Origin of the sequence: Brevibacillus porteri, from assembly GCF_003013475.1 — a bacterium.
In the GTDB taxonomy this organism is placed as follows: domain Bacteria; phylum Bacillota; class Bacilli; order Brevibacillales; family Brevibacillaceae; genus Brevibacillus; species Brevibacillus porteri.
This window is the reverse complement of the sequence record NZ_PXZO01000031.1, coordinates 1-25,094: the sequence shown is the minus strand read 5'-3', so window position 1 is coordinate 25,094 and position 25,094 is coordinate 1. Positions and strand designations below refer to the sequence as shown.

The window sequence follows — 25,094 nt, the reverse complement described above, 5'->3', positions numbered from 1 at the left end:
ACCTCCTGTTTACCTGCGTGTTCCAACCTCTATAAGGAAAAATCCCGTTGACGGATACAGATCAACGGGAAAAGCCAATTTGGTTCTTACTTGCCCCACTCTTGTACGTATTGGGACAGGTCGCCCATCGTTACTTTCTTATCCTTCGGCAGGTCTTCCTGTTTCACCAGCACTGGATTCAGCTTCACGTTGTCTGGCACTTGCTCGCCTTTGATTTTTTGGAACACGGTTTGGGCATGGATGCGCCCGATATTGGATGGGTCTACCGCTGCCGTCGCTGTCCACGGAGAGTTTTCCGCCTGGATCATTTGCAGATCCTCATCGCTCAAATCGATGGAGTATACTTTGATTTCCGTACGGCCTGCTTGCTGGATGGCACGTGTCGCCCCTTTGGCAAATTCATCCCATGCCGCCCATACTGCTGTGATGTCGCCTTTGTTGGGATACTTTTTCAAGATCGCTTCCATCTGCGTTTGTGTATCGAGTGCCGTATTATTGGTAGCAGAACCGAATGCAGCAATCTCTTTGATGTCCGGGTATTTCTTCTGGAAAGCTTCATACGTCACTTGGCGTTTTTCCATAGGCGCAAAGCCAGCTACCCAAATTTTTACGATGCTGCCTTTGCCATTTGTATCTGCAGCCAGCTTCTCCAGGCTCAGCTCTGCCAACTTGTTGTCATCCTGCGCCACAACTGGCACACCCGGAATGTTGATGTCTGTATCAAACAGGACAACCGGGATTTTTTTATCCACGGCCTTTTGCGTACCCTGCTGCAACGCTTCTGCCGTACCATGGTCGATCAGAATGCCATCAAACTTTTGGTTCACAGCCGCATCGAGGTTGGACGCCATTTTTGCCAGATCGGTATCTGCGTTGAATACGGTCAACTCACCGCCGTTTTTCTCCACCTCTGTCTTCACGCCATTGATGTATTGTGCGGAGAATGTCCCTACGTTTTGACGCATGATCAATGCGATTCTCTTTGCCTTCTCTCCCGAAGCACCGCCGCTTGTGCTGCCGGTTCCCGTTGTTGCCCCGCTGCCGCATGCCGTCACAAGAACAGATGCTGCCAAAACAAGTGATGTGATCAGACCGAGTTTCTTTTTCATTGAGATGCTCCCCCTTTTTCTTTTTAAAACAGATAACAAGATTAAAAATTTTGTTTCCCCTCAATCGGTTGGGGTAGCCCTGGCACATGTCTTCCAGTCGCCTGTATCCTCTCTGCGTTCGGGCGGTCTCCTTCCAGACATGTGCCAGTGCTAACGAAAAGCTGGTGTGTAGTAGGAGCCTTTACAACGTTTTGTTAGTGATTCACCGAAGCTTCTTTTGATTTCACTTTCAAGAAGGAAACAAAAGAAGCTTCCCCACGTTAGCTACGCAAAAAATCCTCTTTCACAGAGAAAGAGGACAAAAATCGACAAGATTCTCGCCTCTTATCTGTCAGGTATTCTACCTGTTGGAGTTAGCACCTTGGCTCGAAAGAACACAATCTCTCGTGCTAGGTTGCCGGGCTTCATAGGGCCATTCCCTCAGCCTTCTCTTGATAAGAGTAGTTTCTATTTTCAAAACGTTTGTATAAGTATATACAGAATATAATCTGGCAATTACCTATCTGTCAACTAGGTTTACCGAAAGAATTTTCTTGATAAATATTCCAGTTTCTTCTGTAACAACAAGAGGGATTTTGTTGTGTCTTGTCGAATTATCGTAGATTGATACAAGCCTAGCAAATATTTGCGATGGGGATGCTACATGAGTCTATTAAAAGAAGTTATTCTTCAATGGTTTTTCGCCATTATCCCGTTTGTGTTTTTCAACATCTATTACCGTGACAAAATGAGGAACTACAGCCGTTCCTTTATTGTCATCACCAGCTCAGCCTGCATGTTTCTCGCGATGACCTTCGCCCCGAGCGTCACCAATGGCATGGTTTTTGATATCCGACATGTCATCATATTTTTCGGACTAGTTTATGGCGGAATCGAGATTGCCTTACTCCTTCTGATTGAAGCCTTGGTTTATCGGTACTACCTTGATGGCGAAGGAACATGGGTTGCCTTGCTGATCCTTACAGTCAATTTTGTCTTGTCACTCTTTTTGTATCGACACTACAAAGCCAGTTATCGGAAAACACTGTATCTTTTTATGACGAGTGCGATTTTTTCTACGGTTGCTTTAGGGACTACTTATTACTTTTTTCCCACGTATGTAACTCAACACCTCGTTTTCTACACTATAGTGATTCCTATTCAGAACTTTTTCGGCCTCTGGTTGTTAATGTCGCTTTTCAGCAAATGCGTTTCGGATAAGGAGCTGTTTATTCGCCACGCGCAAAACGAAAAAATCCAGACGATGAGCCATGTTGCTGCATCGCTCGCACACGAGGTTCGCAATCCGCTGACAGCTGTCAAAGGCTTTTTGAAATTAATACAGGAATCCCCGGAAAATTTGGTGAAAATCGATCAATACATTCGCATCAGTCTCGATGAAGTCCAACGCACAGAAGCCATTTTGACCGAGTACCTTGCGATTTCCAAGCCGCTCAAGGAACGACATGAGATCATTAATGTGAGCGAGCATCTGCATGCCATCCGCGAGGTGATGCTCCCCTTTGCCAATATGCATAACGTGGAGCTTACGCTACAAGACTTTGAGAGACCTGTGACGATCAAGGCTAATCCAGACGAGTTCAAGCAGGTGTTAGTGAATTTCATCAAAAATGCTATCGAGGCGTGCTCGGATATTTCGGACGGAAAAGTCTCCCTGGACTTGCTCATCGAGCGAAACAAAGCCCTGTTGGTCATCAAGGATAACGGCGTCGGCATGGATGCAGGACAGATTAGCCGTCTCGGAACGATTTACTTTTCTACGAAAACAACCGGGACTGGTCTTGGATTGACGTATTCCTATCATGTCATTCATGCGATTGGTGGAACGGTCAATGTATCAAGCAAACCACGAGTAGGAACCAAGTTCACCATTATGCTCCCGTATAAGGCACAGTAACTTTTTGCAATTTTGCAGAGGGACTGTGCCTTTTTCCATTGGAACACTAATGATGCAGCGGGGGTACTTGTGGTTCTTTATTATTTTTCAAGGACAACTGCAATTCATTTTGGCGATTGATCGTTGCAAGAAAGACTTGTTCGGACGCGATCCCCTTTTTCTTCAATTCGTGCACAAGCCATTGCTCATCCCGATTCCGGTATGACAGCACATCCGGATAAATCTTGCCTTCCACAATGACAGGCAACGACATTCCCGAAGAGGAGGTCTGGATATTTACATCCTGTTTCGTTACGACCTGCTGCTCTACTTTTTTGAGCACAGTCAACCGACCGTTTGCCTCGATAATAGCCAAATCAATCTCTGCCAGGTCAAAAATGTCTTTTTCACGAAGCATATGGAGGACATTATCGAGCGAGTAGCGGATTTTCTTCAAGTTTTTGACGTGAAAAGTCCCGTTGTAGAAAATGACGGTCGGTTCAAATGTAACCATTCTAGCAAACCAGCGAAAGACAATGGACAACTGCGATACAACCCGTTGCAAGATACCCAACGTCAAAATCGCCAATGCGATCGATATGTGACGGACATCCGGCTCTGCAATGTCAGCCCCTGCCACTGATCCCAAAGTAATAATGATGATGAAGTCAAAAACTGGCAGCTCCCCAATCGAACGCTTGCCCATGAACAAGGTGACCAGCAGTAATAAAGGAATAATCGTACATACGCGCCCGATGACGAGCATGCTTTCTCCGAATCCTTCCACGTTTGTCCCTCCCCTCACGCTTTACTATGCAATTTCTGGGAAGCCATTATGCAAAACAAAACACCAGGAGTCTCCCCCTGGTGTCTCTCTTTATTCGTTTGGCAGCCATTCTCCCGTAATGGCATCCACATCGCCATTGCTTTTCAGTATTTCTGCCGAATAGACCAAGACTGGTTGCTCTTGAATCCTATTGTAATTGTTATCTAGCGGAAAGACATAGCGAGGACTGAGCGGATGATGTTGGAGATAAACCTGCGCCGCCTCTTCTGGTGAAATCACTTTGGCTACATCTGCGAAGCTCTCCTGCTCATGCGGGAATGTCAATTTCACCCCGATAATTTCTCCTGTCTGCCCGTCGATCGTGACCTTATAATACTGATCCGGCACCATTACGCCGTTTATTTCTCGGACAAATTTCAATTCAACCTGTCTGCCCATCACATACACTTGCTCCTGCATACGAACCGTCTTCACCCGTGAATCCAAATACGGCTCTAAAAACAAGATCGCTCTCTCCTGCAATTCTGCGATGGTAAGTGTCGGATCACCTTCTCGTAGCTCAGGATAAGAGATCTTGAACGCTGCTGCCCGATTGTTGACGGTAGTCACCTGCATGAATCGCTCTCCTTTTTTGGCCTGGTATTCTCGTTCGTTGTCTCCCATCATATATTCGGGCACATTACTCGCCGTAAATGTGAAGCCCTCCACCTTCTGACCGAAAAACTCTATGGCTGCCGCAGCCTCTTTTGCCGATGCAACCATTGTCTTCTTGCCTCCTGGATTGACGGCAATGCTGTCGCCAAACGACTCCCCACGCCACAAGATCGTTTTCACTTCCTTGCCAGTACGAGCATCGAGATACCTGGAGAAGTTTTCGCTGTAGCGAAGAACGTAGTCCACGCCCTTCTTCCCAACTCTCTCATACGTCAGCTGCATGACTTCTGCAAGTCCGCTCTCTGTTTTCTTCGGAGAAGGCCTCTCAGCTATTGGAGGAAACTGCCCAGCGTCCAGATTCATTCCGGTTGAATCCCCTGAATTGATATAACGAATATGCCCGACATCGCTCATACCAATCACATAGTTATCTCCTTCTACCTGCACGTCATTCACGTAGCGTTGCAAGCGGACGGCTTCATGCGAAACGGTATCTGCTCCCTCTTGCCCATCTATTTGTTCGATCCGATACTGTTCCAGATTTTTGCCCAGAAACGGTTCCATAAATGCCTTCGCCTGTCGCTCTATTCTCTCCTTGGAAGGCGCTCCTTCGACATTCTCTTGCCCTGGAATCTTTTCCAGATCGAATCCGAGCAAGAGCCCGCTTTTGGCGTCCAGCTTCGCTCTGGCATATAGCGACACTTCTGTTCGTTCATTGTTGCTAAACGTGCGAAAATCTATGTCGTACACCTCGCGAGGAGCTTTCGTTACGTAGACCCTCTTTTCCGCTTCCCGAAAAGGAGGATATTTCTCGTACAGCTTTTCCAGCGTTCTGATCGCCGCTTGGCTTAGCTCGCTTTCTGTTATTTCTGTCGAGGAGAAGGAGCGGGGAACCAAATGCGCTTTTGATTCAACCCGAGATTGCGTGAACATCTCCGGGGTTACACCCATCATCCATACTGCTGCGGCCACCGTAGCAACGGAAACTGTCCATGTCGCCAGCTTGAGGACGACTCCTTTCGAGCGATTCGTTTTGGTGCGCGCCCGTTGCACCAGCTTTGCTTCCAGCGCTTCGACGAATTCGCTCCTTGGCTCCGCATCCTTTGACTGAGGAAGAGCCGCGAAGAATTGCTCGTCATTTGGAGTATTCATTGGCCAACCCTCCTATCCAGTCGACATGCAAAACTTTTTTGAGTTCTTTTGTTGCCCGGTGAAAATCTACGCGGACCTTGGCTTCGCTTGTTCCGAGGATTTCAGCCGTTTCCCGAATGCTGTAGGCCTTGATACCACGCAAAATCAGTACATTCCGATGATGCGGCTTCATTTTTTGCATCGCCTGCTCAATTTCCAGCTGTTCTTCCTTGGAAGCCAGCTCCGCTTCCGGCCTTCCCAGAAGAGAAGGCAGCCCTTTTAACAATTCCATGCCAAAAAGCGTTTGCACCCGCCTCTTCCGGTAATCATCGATGGCGACATGCTTGGCAATATGCAAAATCCATGTCTTCACACTGGAACGCTCTTCATATCTGGCCAAAGCGTCCAAAACCCGGATAAATACTTCCTGCGTTAAATCCTCCGCATGCTCACGCTTCCCCGTAAAGTAGTAGAGATATTGATAGACATCACGGTAATGCTCGCGATAGATCGCTTTAATCCGCGCTTCGTAATCGGCTGTGTCCTGCACTGGATTTCCTCTCCCTGCTCCCTACTTGATAAATTGACCGGTAACCGCGTCAATCTTTCCGTTTCTTTCTTTCGGCTCATAAACAAGGACAGGTGTTCCCTGGTACCGTCCGTTAAGGGAAGGAAACACGTAGTGAAGTGTAAGCGGGTTAGCTTTCAACAATGCTTGTACGGCTTGCTCGGGCCCTACGACATTTGAGGCATCATCATAGGATAATTTACCAGTAGTTACTGGTAAACTGGCGGATACAATGTCTCCCGTATGCATGTCAACTATTACGGAATAGCCCTGTCCCTTAACCATAATCCCTTGGTGTACAGGAGAAAATAGAAACTTTTGCTTGCCTGCTTCTCTGTTAACCATTTGTGGTACCAGCTCCATTTGTGGTACCAGCTCCGTTACCTCTGCGTCTACAAACGGTTGCAGAAACGCCACTGCTTTTTCCTCGGCAGCTGCCTCAGTAATCACTTTCTGCTTTGGTGGGTTTTCAATTACATGGAAGTACGCAATCTGATCATTCACTGTCCTCACTGAGAACTTTTTGTTTCCAACCACGGCATCATACTCCTTTTCTCCTTCGAGAACTGGCGCACCTTTGGTTATTTTAAACACAATTCCTTCAGGCAATGGAATAAAAGTGGAGAGTGCGGCGGCTATCTCCTCATTTGTTTTGGCGAAGACCCGCTGGTTGCCAGGCGTTATCGGGATTAGTTTCCCGTACTTATTTTTCTTGGTCCATCCGGACTCTACCTCGGCTCCTGATCGTGCATCCAGATATCCGGAAAAATTCAGGCTGTAGACTGGGCGGAAGCCAGCGCTTATGTCTCTTGCTTTTTGCTCATAGCTAAGGTGGAGCATGTCTTCTAATTGTTTGCCGAATTCGTCTGGATTCTTAACCCCTGACGGAGCGGCGAATTTACTTGCGTCCATCTGCAATCCTGTTGTGTTTCCTGCATTTATATAGTCTAGCTCGCCTACTCCATTGATCGCTACTACGTAAGAATCGTCTTTTACCGGAATTTGATTCACAACCCGAACGAAACGCACATTTGCCACGGCCTCTGCACCCTCACCATCAACTGTTACCTCGTCTATTTGGTATTGCTTGATGGCGTCACCGATGAAATTCTTCAGAACACTCGGCGCTTTCTCTTTTCCCATCGCTTCCGTAGGACTTTTAGTCGGTTTCTTTTTGGGAATGTCGTGTGCAGAGAAGAATAACAGCATACCGTTGTTTGCATCGATTTTGGCATCCGCATACAGGGATACTTCCGTCCGCTCCTTGTTGCTGAAGATGCGGAATTGGATCTGGAAGACATCTCGCTCCTGATTGTTACGCGAAATGGTTTTTTCCGCATTTTTTAATTCCGGGTAGTGTTTGTTCAGCTTGTCTATGGTTTTTTGGGCTGCTTTACTCAATTGGGGTTGTGTTGATTTAACTGCCGCGGCTTGTACAGTTACTTGTGGTTGCGTAACCCACAATGGGCTTGAGAAGAGCAAAGCAGCAGCTCCTACTGTGATCATCAGCTTTTTGGTTGCATATGGTTTCATTTTGAATTTCCTCCTGGCTTTCACTTTTTTATGTTCCTAGCCCAATAGTCGAAAGCAGAAGGGAAATGTTACAAGGAAATCAAAATTTCTGTAGAAACAAATGGATTTTTTCTCTGCAAGTTGTCAAAATGTAACTTTTCTACATAAGGTGAACATACGAAAAAATATGTAGAGGCAAGGTTTTCTTTTTTATAAACTGGCGAAGCCTATGGCGTAATTGGTTTTTTCTGCTTCTCAGCTTCCCTATTGATTTTTTGTACACGAAATAGAGATTATTTTCCCTCTATTCTTTCTGGGCTTCGTTTTTTCTTTTGGTATTTCTTTTCCTGCAAGGGAGCGTGTATTGGTATTTCAAATGGAACGGATTGAAAAGGGAAAATCGAACGATCACTCCGATTTGGCTTGTTCGCCTTTTGAAGTATCTACAGTATGAAATACTTGATGAAGACAAAAAGGCTAAAACAGGCTTGTATCAGTAAGGATTTTAAGCTATTGGATAAAGGTCGGTCCTAGTGTTTGGCCCGGAAACAAGAAAAACTCGATTTCCCCGGACTATTGGGAAGATCGAGTTTTTTGATGATTAAAAAACATATCGGAAAATGATATCTATGGCTACACCTATTGTGAGAACCATCATTTTTTGAGAAAAGCTAAGCTTGGCTTCTCTGCCATTTGCCCATTTATAGGAAGTCTGCAATCCTAGTAGAATTATATAACCGCCTACATAAGCAAGAAAGATTCTGATTAGCTCTGTTGCAATAATCAAAGCCATTTTTCTAGCCCCTCCAGTTAATCCTTGTTGCACTCACTGTATTTCTTTGGGTAGCAGGATACGATCCATTTGATAGATAGTTATTAAATTTCCTCAACTCGAAATCTTCACGATAAGTTTCACCCCCATAACTCACTATAACAAACCATTTTTGATAAATATCAAATGAGTTCAACACTAGTAAAGCCTCTAAATCTAATACTCCAACTGCAAATCTGTCAGCATTATTATTTCGTAACATCGGTACCACGTATGTTGCAAGCGGTGTCTCAGGCTCTCCTGATATATACCACTGAAAAGTAACATTGGAATCTTGTTCGATTTTAGAGAGTCGAACTAAAATTTGGACAGTGCCATGAACCCCTGGAAAATAGCGGCGTTGTGCATTAATGGGCTCGTAACTATTTGTTGTATCCTCACAAACCACAATTGATTTTATCATATAACTTCTTACCTTCTTGCTTCTCTTGGATATTAGTCACCTTTACCCCACAGTGCTTTTCCAATTTCGTGTCGCACATTTCCTTCTATTGATCCTCTAATAGCGCCCAAATGTCCACCAATCACAGCACCTGCGGTTCCTTTATACTTAGCGTCCTTTGCCTGTCCCATTCCCCCGACTGTTACGCCAAATGCAGCACCCATGGCCATACCTGTCGCAGTTTTTTCGGCAACTATTTTACCAACAGCTTTTGGATCGTTTGGGAAAATCTCTTTCCCTTTTTCGATTGCCTTCTCCTTTACTTTCTCCGTCGCTTCCCTAACTGTTCGTTCTGCTCTCTCTTTAACTCGAGATACACTTTCTCTTACCCGTTCAATTGAAAACCCCACGATGTAAAAACCTCCCCAAATTTGATACAAATACACTTTTACAATATATGTATAAACGTTGTTAATATCATTTTTATTTTTATTGTTTTGTTTTTTATTTTATTTAGTGTTATTAACAAAATGCACAAGGAGAAAAGAACATAAAAAAAGGCCAGTCAAGCCTTTGACAGGCCGCCTAGCCGTTGCGAGGTTTTGTGAGCGACATCCTTTACCCGTTCAATCAAATACTGCAATCGTTCCTCCCTCAAATCATACGTAACAATTCCAATGCTTAACGCCCCGATTACCTTTTGGTTGTAATCAATCACCGGTGCTGCGACGGACGCCGTATTTTCCGTCCGCTCCGCAAAGCTGACCGCATGACCAGCTGCTCTGATTTCCTGGAGCTTCTCCATAAAAGCAGGCACCTGCTCTTCATCCACCAGCTGCACTACGGTTTGTCGTGCTTCTTCCACAGGCATATGGGCCAGCACGACTTTATTGGCCGCACCGATATGCATCGGAATCCGCAAGCCCAACTGGTCGTAGATGCGGATATTGTGCTGACTGTCTACGCGTTCGACGACAATCGATTCGAGTCCGCTAGGCTGACTGAAATAAACACTTTCGTTCACTTCTCTGGCAAGCTCCTCGATCATCGGCTTGATCACCTTCCGATAATCGATCCGATCGAGCACGCGCAAGCCGAACTCCATCCATTTAATCCCCAACGTATATTGCTTGGTCGCAGCATCCTGCTCTACCAGTCCATGCTTCATCAACGTGTACAACAGTCGATAAATGGTGCTGACCGGGAGCTGGCATTCTTTCGCTAAATCATTGATCGTCCACCATTTTCTATGTTCATCCGACGAAAGTGCCGTTGCAATTGCCATCGCTCGATCAAACGATTGAATCACGGTCATCCCCCCTTTTTTTCTATCTTCTCATATGAAACTATGTTAAACCATTTGCTTTAATTTTGTGAATCGCAAAAAAACTCCATTGTGGAATCACAGATTGACAGTCAGAAATCAGAATGTGTAAACTAATGGTGAACATTTCGAAATATGAATAATATTCTGCAATGTGGAAAAAGGGAGGCAACTATGTTCCAAGGCAGCCAATCCATGGTCAAAAAGATGAAAACCGTCATCATCAAGCATCCCAATCAAGCATTTATCAGTCAAGAACATCTCGATCAATCGTGGAAAACCTTCAACTATACAGACCGCCCTGACTGGGACCGCGCTCTGCATGAATACGCCAAATTCGAATCGATTTTGCGCGAGCATGTGGAAAACGTCCTGCACTTGCCACAATCCGATAAAACTGGACTGGATTCCATTTACGCCCATGACCCGGTGAAATTTACTTCCAAAGGGGCAATCATCCTCAAATCTGGCAAGGAGCTTCGTCAGGGAGAAGCCGATGTATACAAAGCCTTTTTAGAAGAAAACAACATCCCAATTCTGGGGCGGCTCACAGGCGACGCGTTGTCAGATGGCGGCGATCTCGTATGGCTGGATGACAAAACACTCGCGATTGGCCTTGGCTTCCGTACGAACGAAGCGGCTATTGCTCAAATTACAGAAATGGTCAAGGATTTTACAGATGAAATCATCGTGGTACAGCTCCCGTATGATCGCGGTCCTGCGGAATGTCTGCATCTGATGTCGATTATCAGCATGGTCGATCATGATTTGGCAGTCGTCTACTCCAAGCTGATGCCAGTATTTTTCCGCCAACTGCTCATCGACAGAGGCATTCAGTTAATTGAAGTACCGGATGATGAGTACGATAATCTGGGCAGCAATGTTCTCGCCCTCGCTCCACGAGTGTGCATGGTCGTGGCAGGCAACCCGATTACCAAACAACGCCTTCTCGATGCAGGTGCGACTGTGTACGACTATGAGGGCGAGGAGATTTCTTATAAGGGAACAGGTGGACCTACTTGCCTGACAAGCCCGGTGGAACGCATTTAGCGGGTAGATATACTTGATAGTAGACCATCAAGGTCAAACTGTACCCCCATTGTTAGAGCATTAACGATTGGAGGTGCAGTTTTTTATGACGAAAAAGTTTCCTTAAGCAAAAACTTTGTTGCCTGGGAAAGAATCTTACCTTAAACTAAAATCATGAAGATAACGACTACGTGCACTTTTTTTTACTTTCATTTTTGCCCTAAGCCAACAGTTTGTCCTTAACGAAAAAGGAGAGTGAACATCATGCCATCTATCAGCATTCCTTTGTCTGATGCCTTGATGGGTAGCCACATCTGTCTGGATCGTATTGACGTTCAGGGTATACTGCGCAGACGATTGCTGGATCTCGGCTTCGTCCCCGGCAACATCGTGGAAGTCATGCAAAAAAGTCCGCTAGGCGATCCCATTGCCTTTCGGGTAAATAACACGATCATTGCCCTGCGCAAAGAAGAAAGCTCGCTCATATTCGGGGAGTACGTGGGAAGTGACGAAAAATGAATTCCTACACGATTGCCTTGGCAGGAAATCCGAATACCGGTAAGAGTACATTATTCAACACATTGACGGGACTGCGCCAACATACAGGAAACTGGGCAGGAAAGACAGTCGTAATGGCTGAGGGAGAATTCTCTCGGGGAAATACGACTTTTCGGATCATCGATTTGCCAGGTACGTATTCCTTGTATTCCAACTCGGCGGATGAAGAAGTGGCGAGGGATTACATTATCTTCGAGCAACCTGATGTCACCATTGTGGTACTGGATGCAACTTCATTGGAACGGAATCTCAATTTGGCCTTGCAGGTGTTGGAAATGACCCCCCGCGTCGTCGTATGCGTCAATTTGATCGATGAGGCGAAAAGGCTTGGCATTCGTATTGATCTGGAAAAAATCTCGCAAAGATTAGGCGTTCCCTGTATCGCCATTTCCGCCAGAAATCATATCGGGATCGAGAATTTGCTCGATCAGGTGGAGAAAGTAGCGAACGGAACCATCGTGCCCAATCCTGTACAGATAACCTACAGTGACCAGATTGAATCCAAGCTGGCACAGTTGGAGCCGCTCATCGAGAAAACCTTGGGTAGCCGTTTTCCGACAAGATGGATCGCTCTGCGGTTGTTAGATGGAGATGAAAGCTTGTTGCGAACCTTGAAGAAGCGCATGCAAGAACCAGCTACCTCTTCAGGGAAGGAGTGCTTGACCCATGGGCAAACCGTTTGCCACTAATTCGGCTGATCCTCTGGATGCACTTCTTTCCGTAGCCCGCAACTCAGTGGAAGGCAGTGCAGTTCGGGACACGATTGTGAGTGACATTTACCGCACCAGTCGCAGTATTTGCAAGGAAGCTGTGACATACGAAGACAAGAAAAAGCTTTCTAGTGCATATAAGCTGGATAATATTGTAACGTCCAAAATATGGGGCTACCCCATCATGCTGGCGATTTTAGGCGCGGTATTCTGGATCACGATCGCAGGTGCCAATGTTCCATCTGCAATGCTTGCCGACATGTTCGGTGTTGTCGAGGGTTATCTAACTGCTGGCTTTCAGGCTGTACATGCACCTGATTGGCTGCACGGGATTCTGGTTCTCGGATTCTTTCGCGGTACCTCATGGGTTGTCAGCGTGATGCTGCCGCCGATGGCTATCTTTTTCCCAGTCTTTGCCCTGCTCGAGAACTTCGGATATCTGCCGCGTGTCGCGTTCAACATGGATCGTCTGTTTAAAAATGCAGGCGGACACGGAAAACAGGCATTGACCATGTCCATGGGGTTTGGCTGTAACGCAGCGGCCATCCTTTCCACCCGGATTATCGAATCTCCCCGGGAGCGAATGCTGGCGATTCTGACCAATAATTTCGTCCCGTGCAATGGTCGCTGGCCTACCTTGATCTTATTGGCATCACTATTTATGGCGACCAGCGCGACCAGTGGATGGCAATCGCTGATTACTGCTCTTATCGTAATGGGTATGGTACTTTTTGGAATCGTTATCACTCTTACCGTTTCCTGGACGCTATCCAAAACAGCCTTGCGCGGGGTACCGACACACTATACGCTGGAGCTGCCCCCTTACCGCCGACCGCAGATTTGGAAAACCATCCTCATCGCAAGCAAAGATAAATCGTGGAGCGTATTGAAAAGGGCCGTCATTGTAGCCGCCCCTGCGGGTGTCATCACTTGGATTTTGGGCAATATCTATGTTGGAGGGGATAGCATCCTCGCCCACATGGCTGCCTTTTTTGATCCGTTTGCGCAAATCATTGGGCTCGATGGCTATATTCTCATGGCCTTCATTCTCGGTCTGCCCGCTAATGAAATCGTGCTGCCGATCCTTCTGATGGGGTATATGTCCTCCGGTGCCATGGTGGATGTGGAAGGGATCGACAATATCAAGGATGTCTTCTTGCAGCACGGGTGGACTTGGTTGACCGCACTCAATATGATGTTGTTCTCTCTGCTTCATTACCCTTGCGGCACTACCTTGTTCAATATTTACAAGGAAACGAAAAGTGTGAAATGGACACTTCTATCCGCACTCATCCCTCTAGCCATTGCGATCGGAGTAACGTTCTTGACTGCCCAGGTGGCAAGAGTACTCGGTTGGGTGTAAAAAACAGTAAAAAGCCTTTGCACAATACCAGACCCCCTGGTTCGTGCAAAGGCTTTCTTATTTCGTAATAGGTATTACACCTTTAATGAGAAATCTTTCAAACTCCAGTCCGCTCATCTCCAGCTGATACGTATCCTGTTTCGGTACCTTGTAAGTTAGCGAAACAGTCTCCAGATTCTCTGCGATAATGAAATCCTTGTAGTACTGACCATCTACACGCAAGTTAATATCTTCCGGTCTCTTGTTCGGGATGACGATGAAAAGCTTGCCTTTGTCGTAATACACCTTTTCTATGTTCAGCTTTTTCTTTTTGCCAAATGGAATGCTTTGCGGATATTTGGCATTCCGATCCAGCACGAGATGCTCCTCAATTTGCTTGAAAGCAGATACCTCGTCGAATCGAAGCTCGAGTTTTTCCGGTACGTCTCCAAAGAAGAGAGATGGGAAAAACTGCATGGTATACTTGTCGCTGCCCTGAACCCGGGTAGCATCGCCACCTCGAACCCGTTCCAGATTCTTATTGATTCGGTCATCCATTGCCGGATATTCCTTTCCACTCCCATCTACCAGCTTGACATTCTCCAAGCGATGCAGCTCGAACCCATCCTGCAAAGTAGCTTCCAGCTCCGCTTCCATCACAGTCGGAGAAGCTACGATCTGGTTTACTTTCAGACTCGTTAACAGGCTGTCTGTTTCAAGCACAGCATCTACACCTGCATCCGGTTGGATTACTTTTTCTGCTACAGTGACGGACCTTGGCAGGGGCAGCAACAGCTCGGCTACCACTCCATCAGCTTCTTTCTTGCGCATATCTACAATTTGCACAGGCAGAACGGGCTTGGTCTGATTCATGAACTCTCGCATTTTTTTCTCATCAATTCGGTAATTCGGTGTGATGATAAGATAATGCACACCATCGATTAATTGAAAATCTTTCGGAGCATGACCTATTTCTGTCAGCTCCCCCAAATCTACACGAAGACTCCCATAGAGCATGTCGCTTCTTTTCGATTCGTCCGGAATTCGCGCGATCTCCTCCATTTTTTCACCAGAGATTAACAGCGTAAACGTAATCCGTCTGTGATCGACCATGGCATCCCTAATCTGATAAACAAAACCGTCCTTCTCCAATTTCACCTCAGGCAGTATCGGATAGCCGTTCTTCAAAGCATGCATGAAGCCTTCATCTGGTGTGATCCATTCAAATACTTCCTGGCCTTGCTCTGCACCAGTCAGTCCCCACAAGCTTCCACCAAAGGGCTGAGCAATCTGGAAGAAAAAAGTAGCAGCAACAGCCACTCCAGCTGCCCAAGAGGTTACTTGCCAGCGACGGCGACGCTTCTCACGCTGAATTTTTGTGAGTACTTCCTGCTCGAATTTTTCCAAATGAAACGGATATTTTTCACGAACGGATTGCTTTGCTGATTGACTCCATTCCCTCCACATGCGATCGTCGCTCATCCTGTTACCTCCTTCGACATGGTCTCCTTCAATTGCTTCCTGGCTCGATGCAAACGCGTACGGACGACATCCTGCGAAACCGAGAGAATGTCCGCCACTTCCGCAATCGACAGGTCTTCATAATAGTGCAGGAGGATAACCTGCCTGTACTTCGGTGCGAGGGATTGAATGTACGTGACGACCTCTTCCCGCTTCACCCGATTTAAAATCTCTTCCTCAACCTGATTGTTTGCCTGCCGATCCATCAGGTCGCCCAGATGATCATCCATCGTCGGAAAAATGTTGCGGAAGGACCACGACCGAAAATGCTTTTTGCTTTCATTCATTGCGATCTTGTAGAGCCAATGCTTGATCTGTCCGTCTCCGCGGAACTGATCGAGATGCCGATATGCTTTGATAAACACGTTTTGGGTAATATCGTCCGCCAAGGCATGATTCTTTACCGTGAGACTCACCAGATGAAAAATCTTCTCCCCGTATTGCTGCATCAGCCATTTCAGTCTGGCTTCCTGTGTAACCTCCAGACTCGCTGGCATTGTTTCTGCTTCGTTCAACCCGTTCACCTCATCCGTTGATTGCTTGCTATTAGGTATGATCCGTCTCACGGCAAAAAGGTGACAGAAATGAAAAAGAAACCGCAGTGGTTTCCACAACGGCTACTTCGCTGTTTGTTCTTCCTTTTCCAAAAACCAGACCTTTTGGATCGCTCTATAAAAAATGCTGCATCCAAATATTCGGCTCGATATATACGACTTCTTTCTTTTCTACGTCAACCTGCACGGGAACTAATGCGTCTGGAATGATGTACGAACCGGACTCCGGGAATTTCATCCCTGTCCAGCCTTCCCATTGCGTCAAGCTTCCTCTGATCAGCATGGATTCCGGCGCCACCTGCATGATCGTCGCTCCCAGTTTCCAATGTGTGCGCACCCACGGATCAAACGGAGCGTCATCGGTCGTTTTCCACTGAACATACTTGTCCATTGGCGTGAGTGGGTACTTGTGCTTGAGTGATGGACGTACAGGCGCCACCAAGTACGCCAAACCATTTTCCTTGGCGATATCCTTCATCGCCGTAACCATCTGCTTGCTGAGACCGAGGCCGCGATAGTGGGGATCGATGGAGATAGAGAGTGCCGATAACGCGTTTGGCTGTTTTTCTTGGCGGTAGTCTTCAATCCCTTGCAGAAAGACATCATCCCAGCCTTTTGGCAGCCCTTCCGCAGTGCCATCCCAGTAAAATGGAATCGCATTTCCTACAGCCATCAGCTTGTCAGCCTCGTCCGTCAGCATGAATTGATAAGGAGAGAACCAGTCATACAGATGACCGTAATATTCGTTAGCCACTTCGTCATTCAGCATGAAGGCAGACCAGCTTGCTTCGATTAGTGCATCAGCTTGATCGTTTAAATCCGATCTTTGTGCGAAAGTGTAGATGTTGTATGACATGCTTGGAATCCTCCTACGACCTCAGATGTCTAGCTTCCCATCTATTCCCTATTCGATTTTCTTCTACATTTTCCTCTTGTGGTGTGTCACACAATCGCTCCCTCTCTCGTTATATGGTCAAACCAAACGAGGAGCTGATTGGCATGAAAGAACGAACATGTGTGATTGTCGGAGGCGGGTACGCAGGTATCAACGCGCTAAAAGCCGTTCGCGATACGTGCAAAGGACGCCCGATCCGCTTCATCTTAATCGATAAAGAGCCTCATCACCTTCGCAAAGTCCTGTTGTTCAAACCAGCTGCTGCCAAAACGGATATCTCGATTCCGCTAAAAAGCCTGTTTCCAGAGGGCGTCGAATTCGTACAAGGTACAGTCACATTGATCAAAGGGCAAGAGAAAATCCTCTTACTTCGGAACAAAAATGGTCAAGAGCACGCATTGCCCTACGACATGCTCATCCTGGCAGTAGGAAGCGTCACTCGCCAACCTGAGCCAGAACAAGGCGGCATCGCTTTGACGGGCGTCGAGACGGCCGAGGCGGTTCGGGAAAAGTGGCTTGCAAACATGCGCCAAGCCGTCCATGAGAAGCAGCCGTCCGAACGCGAGCGATTGTTGACCATCGCCGTTGCAGGAGCAGGCATCAGCGGGATGGAAACCTCCGCGGAGCTGGCTTTCGCTATGCACGAGGAAGCGAAGAACCTCGGCATCCATCCTGATGAAGTCAAAGTCTATCTCATCAACGCACAAGATCGTTTGTTTACCGAAGGCCCTCCCAAAATGGGGCGCAAGCTGGAGAGTGCACTCACGGAAGGCGGTGTAACCATTTTGCATGGTCAAAAGGCACTTCATGAGCAGAATGGACTCGTAACACTATCTGGAGGCCGCACGCTTGCTGTCGGACTATGCGTCTGGTCGCTCGGATTGCAACCCAATCCCGCATTGCGCAGCATGGGCGTGCCACTGACCACACACGGCCAGGTGGTCGTCGATGAATCCTATCGTGTAGCGGGAACGCCGGGGGTGTACAGTATTGGCGATTGTGCACGCATCGTAGATCCAGCCAGCAGGCAAGCAGATACGATGACATGCAAGGAAGCCTCCGGACAGGCGATGCGTTTGGGCAAAATTGTGCTGGCCGACTTGGATGGCACCCCTGCCCCCGCACACAAAAGCTACATGGACATTTACTGCGTCGGACTCGGCCCTGAACGCGGAATGGTTTGGACGAGAAAATGGGGACTCGATATCATTTTGACAGGGAAATTGGGGTGGAAGCTTCGCCAGTTCACCTGGAATGTTGCCAGCATGATAAAATAGGAAAAAATAGGGACGTACGAAGACACAAGAGGAAGTGACACAGCCATGGAGGCTCTGTACAAACAATATAAGGGGCTCATGTTCCACCTCGCCTATCAGATGCTCGGCTCGGCCACGGATGCGGAGGATATCGTGCAGGACGTATTCGTGAAGGCCCATGCTGTCTCTCTGGAACAGATGCCCGAACCGAAGGCTTACCTGTGCAAAATGACCACAAACCGCTGCCTCGATTTGTTAAAATCGGCCCGCAAAAAACGGGAGCTGTATACTGGACCATGGCTACCAGAGCCCATCTCTACCCCTGATGCAGACGGCTATGATTCTGTCATTACCAAAGAGTTGCTATCCTACGCCATGCTCGTCCTGTTGGAGCGGCTATCTCCCCCAGAACGAGCGGTGTTCGTCCTGCGAGAAGCCTTTGATTTCCAATATGACGAGATTGCCGAGCTGGTTGGAAAAAGCGAAGCGAATTGCCGCAAGATCGTTAGTCGGGCGAAAAAGAAAATGGGGATGGACCCTGAGGCACCTCATTTCACCCCAGAAAAAGAGCTCGGCGAAGAATGGATCGGCCGTTTTCTGTCTGCGCTGGAGCACGGAAATGTCGAGACATTGCTCACTCTGCTTGCCACAGATGCCGTATTGCTCTCCGACGGCGGCGGTAAGGTCACCGCAGCCCTGCATCCGATCTTGTCTGGCAAACGCGTGGCTTCCTTCTTACTCGGCTTGATGCGCAGCTTCTCGAAGCGTCCAGATTTCTCTGTAGAGCTCGCGCCTTTGAACAACGAGACCGGGTTTGTGATCAGACAAGACGGCAAGATCGACACCGTGGTGTTTTTGCATATCGAACACGGAGTTATTCGTAACCTCTACTTTGTCAGAAATCCTGATAAGCTAAGATTCATCGTGTCGTAGTCATCAAAACGAAAAGCCACCATGATCAGGTGGCTTTTTTTGTATGTGTTTCGATCGGTCTTATTCGACGGTTACCTCAATCGTCACTTCTTTTCCGTCGTAGCTGGCTGTCAGTATTGTGTTACCAGTGGAAACTGCCGTCACTTCACCATTGTCTACAGTTGCAACCTCAGGATTTTCCGATACCCATTCTACCCCTTCAGAAACCAATTCTGTATACCCTCTCTCATATTCGGCATGAACTCGGAGGGTAAAGGTCTCTTCTGGAGAAAGACCTAGTATATAACGATTCAGCTTTAACTGTTTCGTCTCTTTTTCATCGACCACCAAAACTTTTGCTCGCATGTACTTATTGTCGTACTTGGCAGTCACATAAGCTTTTCCGTTCTTTCCTGCTTTGACCTCACCGTTACCAAACACTTCTAGTACATCTGGATTGCTCGAAGTCCAAGTAGCTTTTTCTGTTACATCCCTACTGCTCTTGTCCCGGAAGAAAGCTGTTAGGGTCAACTGCTTCTCCTGTTCTGATTCCAACACAAGCGTTTGCTCGGACAATTCGATAGACTTGACAGTCAATCCCGAAATGCTCACCGGAATCGTAAGCTCCTCCCCTTGATACTGGACGGTAATGATAGACTCGCCTTCTGTTTTCCCAGCAGTAATGCGTCCTTTTTTCAAAGAGATCAGATCATTGTCGATGTTGTACGTAGTTTCTTTGTCTTTCGAAATATCCTTGCGCTTTTTGCCGTCTACCACATACACCTTGAGGTTTTTAGACTGATTTGGCTTTATCGTCAGTTCCTCAGGGGACGCTTCCAGGGTAAAGGTTACTTTTCGCTTCACGGTCACTTCTGTAGTTGCTGTCTTGTTCCCGTCGAGGGCTCTTACGGTAATCGCTGTCTTCCCTGCGCTTTTTGCTGTTACGTTGCCTTCCTTGTCTACCTCTGCTACTTCAGGGTTGCTGCTGGTCCATTCTACAGCTTTGTAGGAAGCGTACGTTGGCTGGATCGTAGCATGCAACTGGACAGACTCATCCCCGAGTGTCATAGTGAATGCCTCTTCCTCCAGTGTTACTTCAGAAACCGGATAGTAAGAAGGCTGCGGTGGTGGCGTCGGCTTATTCACGACATTCACGATGCGTGTAACAACGTCAGCTTTGTTCCCAGCCGAATCTTTTGCGTGATACTTCAGTGTATACGTCCCTGTTTGGATAGGTTCGATGTGACCTTGGACCTCAGCCTCCAAGCCACTTTCTCGGTCTGTGATGGTTACGCCAGGATCAGTGAATGGGGTTCCTTTGTACAGCGTCATCGTCGCATCGCCCTTTAAGGTAATGACCGGTGCTGTCTTGTCGATGCGGACCCCCACTTTTTCCTCTTCACTCATCTTTTGCGAACCGTTAACCTGAACAGCGACAACCTCTGTGATTCCTTCGGTCGACACTTTTATTTTGTCAGTGTATGTTTGCCAGGAGCCATTGTTCAGCTTGTACTGAATGGTATTTCCCAGCTCACCCACCATGGTTACTTCCACATCCTGATTCGTCCAGTCGTTATGGCTAAGGGTCATGACTGGCTTGGATGGAGTAGCTTCGACAGGCGTAATGGCGTTGGAAGGTGCAGAAGGAACGGATTCCCCTATTTCATTTGTTGCGGTGACTGTAAATGTGTACTCCGTGCCATCGTTCAATCCTTCAACGGTAATCGGGCTGTTTGTCCCGGTAGCCGTCAAGTTTCCAGGATGGGAGGTAACCGTGTAGCTCGTGATTCGTTTTCCATTTGGATTACCAGACTGGAAACTTACAATGGCACTGTTTTTTTCGAGCGTTGCCTCCACATCTAATGGGGCCTCAGGCTCTTTGATGTTGAATAAGCCAAATTCCATAATATTTGGATTGAAACCATCATTCGTATCTGTAAAATTGACTCTGACATAACGACTCTTAACAGGAGCAGACAATAATAGAGATGTATTGTATGACTGATTTCCTGTTACTTTCGCATTTACATCTGGAATATCAGAAAAATTGATTCCGTCACTGCTTATTTGTAACGAATAATCCTTGTTACGATCAATCGCTGCTTCTACTTCCCATAAACGAAACTCAGTCTCTTCCCCCAAGTCTACCTGGAACCATCCCGTACGACCTGTATCACTTATCCAACTGCTCTCAATCCCCACCTGACCATCTACAGCTTTGTCTGGTAAATAGGTTTGATAATGCCCGCCGGATGTAACGGTTTTCCCAGAAGCCAAATTCTCTGCTCCAAAAGCCGCAAAAGCAGGACTCTCGATCCCCAACGTCAGGAGAGCGAGACAAAGGAAGGTAGCTAATCCTTTTCGAAAATGGAGAGGTTCTTCCTTTCGCTTCGATTCTCTGTCTTTTTCGCTAGTCATTTTCATGCCTCCTAGTCTTGTACTTGTAGTCGGCACCTAGCGTATCAAACGATTCTCACAAAAATCTCACAAACCTCCATCGAAATCAGCTACCTTCATTTCTTGTCTCTTATATATAGTCAGTCCTTCCATAATCGCGTAGTTTCCACGAGTACCTCATCCTCAAATTCCATTTTGTAAATATCAGGCTTGGACGTCTTTAATAAAAAGGCCAAGTCGTACTGATTGTCAAAGTACCCCATCATCAGTGTCATAACGGCGCCATGCGTTCCTATTACAACTTTCTGCCCTCTATATTGCTCTAAAATCTTTCGCAACGTTCCTACCGCACGATTCTGGCAAATTCGGATGGATTCTCCCCCAGGCAACGAAAAGTCTGGCTCAGCAAACATCTGCTTTACTAGTGGGTATACTTCGTTATCGGCCATGATTTGATCATTTCCTATAAAAACGAGTTCTCTCAGCTCTTCAAAAACGACGATCTCTTTCCCTACGGACTGGGCTAGTTCTTCTATAGTTGCCATTGCCCTTTTATACGGACTTGAAATGAACGCATCTATTCTCTCGCTTTTCAACAATTGAGAAATGAGATTTGCATCTGACCTCCCCTTATCAGTCAGCCCTCGTGTTCTCTCGTCACCTTCGGTTTTTGGTGATTCTCCATGCCTGACCATGTAAATAAAGGTTTTCATGAGTACCCTCCCGTGGAGTATTTCCAATCATTTCTTTCTGATACTTTCATCCCTGTACATGTATTACGAAAAATCCCCCTCTCCGTTTTCACCAGAAAGGGGGACCCTCTTACATTTTGAATCGATGCACGATCTCTTCCATCGTCTGCGTCAAGCCGACATTCCGTTCGGAAATAGACGTAATCTGTTGATTATTGTCCGCGATTATGCGAGATTGCTCCGTAATCGCCTCCACACTATGTGCACTTTTCTCCATGGAGTTCGTTACTTGCTCCACCACAGTAACCACATTGCTAATCGTTGAATTCAACTCTTCAAAAGAAGCACTGAATTCCGCCAGCAACGTATGGAAACGGTGTGCATCCATATTGTACTTCTCTGATGCTTCCATCATACTATCGTAGTCAGGACTGACCCGCGTTTCGATGAAGTCCAATACGCTCGACGAATGAGTCGCCAGATTGTCTACGGATTCGCGCGCGACCTGAATAATGCGTTGAATATCAATCACGACCTCAGACGATTGCGTCGCCAGTCTGCGTATCTCATCCGCTACGACAGAAAACCCTCTACCGCTGTCTCCCGCACGTGCAGCTTCAATCGCCGCATTCAATGCCAACAGATTCGTCTGCTCAGAGATCGTGAGTATCGCCTCTGCCAACAGGTTGATCTTTCCCATCGATTCCTTCGAGTCGGTGATCGCAATTTCTGTTTGCGCCTTCACATTCATATAGAGCTCTGTCGTCATTTTATCCGCAGCCAATGCATGTTCTCGTAAAGAAGTTGCCCGTGAGCTGACATCCTGCGCGGTCGCAGCCGCTTCTTCCGTTCTTTTCGTAATCGAGTGAATGACGGTCTCCATGTCGTTCAAGGTCGCATTCATCTCTTCTGTGGCCGCCATCGTCTCCTGCATATGGGCGAGCAAGATTCCCGTAGCCTCCGCGGTTCCGCTGGACTGCTCGCTTACTTTGTCAGTAGACTGCTTCGCGCTTTGCGCATTTTCAGCGACCGAGCGAGACACGGCTGTCAGCTTGCTCACAACCTCGCACAATTGCTCACGCATAACAATGATCGACTGTGCCGTCAATCCTATCTCATCCTGCATGCCCTGCTCGTTCACCGCCATTTTTTCCCGCAAATCAAATTGAGCCGTCTGCGTAATGATCTCCCTCATTTGATCAATCGGGCGGGTAATCCAGCGACTCAGCAGGAAGGATAGCAGCAACGCTCCTGCCACGGAACATATCAGCTTCCAGACAACGGACTCCAGATTGTCCGCCAGCTTCTGGTTCAGCTCCGTATTGTCATACACAATCTTGATGACACGTGATCGGCTGAGATCATTGGGATCTTTGCCCAGCTTGTACGGTACGAGGCGATAAGTGAGATCTTTCTCCTCTGTTTTTTCATGAAACTCTCTGATTTCTTGTGATTGGTATGCTTCCGTAAAAATCGGCAAGTGATGATCGATCACCCGCAAGGCTTTCCCGTCGCTCCCTATTCTCCCCAAAGCGTAACCATCATGAGAAAAGACCAGAATGTCTTTTACCATGTCGTATTTCTCCGTGATCGCCTGCGATACAGCCAAGAAATTAAAGGTCTGGAAAAGAGAGCTGTCCTGCAAATTCACACTGGCTTCAAACAGGTACTTCTGGTCAAACGTAGGGAGATAAGCGAATTTTTTAATTTGACCTGTATTGACCGCAACCTCCATGCCATCAGCAGAAAACTCATTTCCATTGATTCGCTTTTTCAACAGCTCCGTAAATGCCCCAGCATTGCTGAAATCAAGCCCAATATCGGTTTTGATGCTGGAATGAACGACCTTGATATTTCGGTCAATGATGAAAATATCCATCCCATACTGCTCACGCAGGACTGCATAGTCCCACGTCTCCACCGCTGGATTTTGCCGATAGTTGTTCGTTAATACTTGCAGTGTTTGCTGCATGCGGGTTTCCATGTCATTCTCAAAAACGCCGTATGCCATATCCACATTCTTCACTGCATTCGTGACATGATCCTCTACCAGCTGGTACTGTATCGCTTGGTCAGAAATAATATTTGCCTTGAACTGAACATAGTCAATAATAGACAACACAATGGCTACCAGCATCGTAAATAGTGAAATCATCAAGGTAAGCTTAGTACGAAAAGACATCCACATTCGTTTCATAAGTCTGCTCCAAGAAGTTTTATTTTTAAACATAACTTAACATAATTTACCACACTTTAACTTGTCAATCTTTCCATGAATTTACTGTATTTTGGCAATATATACACTAGGATTTACCATTAACACCGTGCTTATAGTGTCAATGAACACCGTATGAACTTATGCCCAAAACCGCACTGCGCCGCCATTTGATATGTTAAAATCGGCTCGAACGAAGATGTTCAAAACGTATGTAGGAGGACACCCACATGCAAAATCGTCAAAACGAAATTATTATTCCTGAAAATCCTGTTTCACACTTCCTGTTCACCAGCACGAAATCGGCTGCGATCTGGTTGATCATCAGACTGTATGTCGGCTATGCATGGATTACTGCCGGATGGAAAAAAGTCCAGTCCGATAGCTGGACTGGAGATGCAGCTGGCGGCGCGATTCAAGGGTTCGTAAAAGGCTCCTTGGCAAAAGCAGCCGAAGGAAAGGACGTAACAGGGTGGTACGCCTGGTTCCTGGAAAATATGGTATTGCCAAATGCCAAGGTGTTCGGCTTCCTCGTTGCTTGGGGTGAGGTACTCGTCGGACTCGGCTTGATCCTCGGTTGCCTGACAGGGATCGCAGCGTTTTTCGGCGGCTTGATGAACGTCAGCTTTCTGTTCGCAGGAACGGTCAGCACCAACCCACTTCTTTTTGTTTTTGCCACTTGGCTCGTTCTGGCTTGGAAGGTTGCGGGCTGGTATGGTCTTGATCGCTGGGCGCTTTCGTATCTCGGAACACCTTGGACGAGAAAAGCGCGCGATGGTGTTTTGCCGATGAACAAGTAATCCTGTCTTTCCTCTCTAAATCGAGTAGGAGGGAGTGA

General features: G+C 47.0%; 23 protein-coding genes and 1 riboswitch. Of the genes, 8 read left to right on the top strand and 15 right to left on the bottom strand.

All coding sequences use genetic code 11. The features are described 5' to 3' along the window. Window positions 1–86: 86 nt before the first annotated feature. On the bottom strand, window positions 87–1,109 hold the full coding sequence (locus tag C7R92_RS16575; protein ID WP_106835017.1) for a sugar ABC transporter substrate-binding protein: 1,023 nt from the start codon (window positions 1,107–1,109) through the stop codon (window positions 87–89). Window positions 1,110–1,430: 321 nt separating this feature from the next. After that, a riboswitch (SAM riboswitch) is annotated at window positions 1,431–1,550 on the bottom strand. Between the two features lie 202 nt (window positions 1,551–1,752). Between C7R92_RS16575 and C7R92_RS16570 the strand changes: the two genes are divergently transcribed. Beyond that, window positions 1,753–3,006, top strand: a complete 1,254-nt coding sequence (locus C7R92_RS16570) for an ATP-binding protein (protein ID WP_208636214.1) — start codon at window positions 1,753–1,755, stop codon at window positions 3,004–3,006. A 46-nt stretch (window positions 3,007–3,052) separates the two neighbouring features. On the opposite strand, the gene C7R92_RS16565 is transcribed toward C7R92_RS16570, so the two are convergent. From C7R92_RS16565 to C7R92_RS16525, 8 genes are all read right to left on the bottom strand, one after another. Beyond that, on the bottom strand, window positions 3,053–3,772 hold the full coding sequence (locus C7R92_RS16565) for a DUF421 domain-containing protein (RefSeq protein WP_106835015.1): 720 nt from the start codon (window positions 3,770–3,772) through the stop codon (window positions 3,053–3,055). A 90-nt stretch (window positions 3,773–3,862) separates the two neighbouring features. Next, the gene (locus C7R92_RS16560; RefSeq protein WP_106835014.1) at window positions 3,863–5,578 is read right to left on the bottom strand and encodes a hypothetical protein; all 1,716 of its coding nucleotides are present in this window, start codon (window positions 5,576–5,578) and stop codon (window positions 3,863–3,865) included. After that, entirely contained in the window at window positions 5,562–6,107 is a 546-nt protein-coding gene (locus tag C7R92_RS16555; protein WP_106835013.1) for an RNA polymerase sigma factor, read from the bottom strand. Before C7R92_RS16555 ends, C7R92_RS16560 begins: the two co-directional genes overlap by 17 nt. A gap of 21 nt (window positions 6,108–6,128) precedes the next feature. Continuing rightward, on the bottom strand, window positions 6,129–7,658 hold the full coding sequence (locus C7R92_RS16550) for a hypothetical protein (protein WP_106835012.1): 1,530 nt from the start codon (window positions 7,656–7,658) through the stop codon (window positions 6,129–6,131). 580 nt (window positions 7,659–8,238) lie between these two features. After that, window positions 8,239–8,430 carry a hypothetical protein gene (locus C7R92_RS16540; RefSeq protein ID WP_106835011.1) on the bottom strand — a complete coding sequence of 64 codons (192 nt, stop codon included), beginning with the start codon at window positions 8,428–8,430 and terminating at the stop codon, window positions 8,239–8,241. Between the two features lie 4 nt (window positions 8,431–8,434). Next, window positions 8,435–8,872, bottom strand: coding sequence for a hypothetical protein (locus C7R92_RS16535; protein ID WP_106835010.1), 438 nt, complete (start codon window positions 8,870–8,872; stop codon window positions 8,435–8,437). A 32-nt stretch (window positions 8,873–8,904) separates the two neighbouring features. After that, window positions 8,905–9,261, bottom strand: coding sequence for a hypothetical protein (locus tag C7R92_RS16530; RefSeq protein ID WP_106835009.1), 357 nt, complete (start codon window positions 9,259–9,261; stop codon window positions 8,905–8,907). 155 nt (window positions 9,262–9,416) lie between these two features. Then, on the bottom strand, window positions 9,417–10,160 hold the full coding sequence (locus C7R92_RS16525; protein ID WP_106835008.1) for an IclR family transcriptional regulator: 744 nt from the start codon (window positions 10,158–10,160) through the stop codon (window positions 9,417–9,419). 189 nt (window positions 10,161–10,349) lie between these two features. On the opposite strand from C7R92_RS16525, the gene C7R92_RS16520 reads away from it, so the two are divergent. From C7R92_RS16520 to C7R92_RS16505, 4 genes are all read left to right on the top strand, one after another. Continuing rightward, window positions 10,350–11,225 (top strand): dimethylarginine dimethylaminohydrolase family protein, encoded by an 876-nt coding sequence (locus tag C7R92_RS16520; protein WP_106835007.1) that lies wholly within the window; start codon window positions 10,350–10,352, stop codon window positions 11,223–11,225. Between the two features lie 243 nt (window positions 11,226–11,468). Beyond that, entirely contained in the window at window positions 11,469–11,723 is a 255-nt protein-coding gene (locus tag C7R92_RS16515; protein WP_017251790.1) for a FeoA family protein, read from the top strand. Further along, a complete protein-coding gene (locus C7R92_RS16510; RefSeq protein ID WP_106835006.1) occupies window positions 11,720–12,451 on the top strand; it encodes a FeoB small GTPase domain-containing protein in 732 nt (243 codons plus the stop codon). Before C7R92_RS16515 ends, C7R92_RS16510 begins: the two co-directional genes overlap by 4 nt. Continuing rightward, on the top strand, window positions 12,429–13,835 hold the full coding sequence (locus tag C7R92_RS16505) for a nucleoside recognition domain-containing protein (protein WP_106835005.1): 1,407 nt from the start codon (window positions 12,429–12,431) through the stop codon (window positions 13,833–13,835). The genes C7R92_RS16510 and C7R92_RS16505 overlap by 23 nt, the downstream gene beginning before the upstream one ends. Before the next feature lie 57 nt (window positions 13,836–13,892). Here the strand turns inward: C7R92_RS16505 and C7R92_RS16500 are convergent, their stop codons facing one another. The 3 genes from C7R92_RS16500 to C7R92_RS16490 form a co-directional block, all read right to left on the bottom strand. After that, on the bottom strand, window positions 13,893–15,296 hold the full coding sequence (locus C7R92_RS16500) for a hypothetical protein (RefSeq protein WP_106835004.1): 1,404 nt from the start codon (window positions 15,294–15,296) through the stop codon (window positions 13,893–13,895). Next, entirely contained in the window at window positions 15,293–15,859 is a 567-nt protein-coding gene (locus C7R92_RS16495) for a sigma-70 family RNA polymerase sigma factor (RefSeq protein WP_244195762.1), read from the bottom strand. The genes C7R92_RS16500 and C7R92_RS16495 overlap by 4 nt, the downstream gene beginning before the upstream one ends. A gap of 145 nt (window positions 15,860–16,004) precedes the next feature. Then, complete coding sequence (locus C7R92_RS16490; protein WP_106835002.1) at window positions 16,005–16,745, bottom strand: GNAT family N-acetyltransferase; 741 nt, start codon at window positions 16,743–16,745, stop codon at window positions 16,005–16,007. 143 nt (window positions 16,746–16,888) lie between these two features. Here C7R92_RS16490 and C7R92_RS16485 point away from each other — a divergent pair, with 143 nt between their 5' ends. Both C7R92_RS16485 and C7R92_RS16480 read left to right on the top strand, forming a co-directional pair. Next, the gene (locus tag C7R92_RS16485) at window positions 16,889–18,061 is read left to right on the top strand and encodes an NAD(P)/FAD-dependent oxidoreductase (RefSeq protein WP_106835001.1); all 1,173 of its coding nucleotides are present in this window, start codon (window positions 16,889–16,891) and stop codon (window positions 18,059–18,061) included. A 45-nt stretch (window positions 18,062–18,106) separates the two neighbouring features. Then, on the top strand, window positions 18,107–18,973 hold the full coding sequence (locus C7R92_RS16480; RefSeq protein ID WP_069851763.1) for an RNA polymerase sigma-70 factor: 867 nt from the start codon (window positions 18,107–18,109) through the stop codon (window positions 18,971–18,973). Between the two features lie 60 nt (window positions 18,974–19,033). Here C7R92_RS16480 and C7R92_RS16475 read toward each other — a convergent pair whose 3' ends face one another. The 3 genes from C7R92_RS16475 to C7R92_RS16465 all read right to left on the bottom strand — a co-directional run bounded on the left by C7R92_RS16475 (window position 19,034) and on the right by C7R92_RS16465 (window position 24,238). Further along, window positions 19,034–21,370: an Ig-like domain-containing protein gene (locus tag C7R92_RS16475; RefSeq protein ID WP_158265759.1), complete on the bottom strand. Its 2,337-nt coding sequence runs from the start codon at window positions 21,368–21,370 to the stop codon at window positions 19,034–19,036. Between the two features lie 119 nt (window positions 21,371–21,489). After that, the gene (locus C7R92_RS16470) at window positions 21,490–22,062 is read right to left on the bottom strand and encodes a histidine phosphatase family protein (RefSeq protein WP_106834999.1); all 573 of its coding nucleotides are present in this window, start codon (window positions 22,060–22,062) and stop codon (window positions 21,490–21,492) included. 109 nt (window positions 22,063–22,171) lie between these two features. After that, entirely contained in the window at window positions 22,172–24,238 is a 2,067-nt protein-coding gene (locus tag C7R92_RS16465; protein ID WP_106834998.1) for a methyl-accepting chemotaxis protein, read from the bottom strand. Between the two features lie 248 nt (window positions 24,239–24,486). Between C7R92_RS16465 and C7R92_RS16460 the strand changes: the two genes are divergently transcribed. After that, window positions 24,487–25,056 (top strand): DoxX family protein, encoded by a 570-nt coding sequence (locus C7R92_RS16460; protein WP_017251778.1) that lies wholly within the window; start codon window positions 24,487–24,489, stop codon window positions 25,054–25,056. Window positions 25,057–25,094 lie beyond the last annotated feature (38 nt).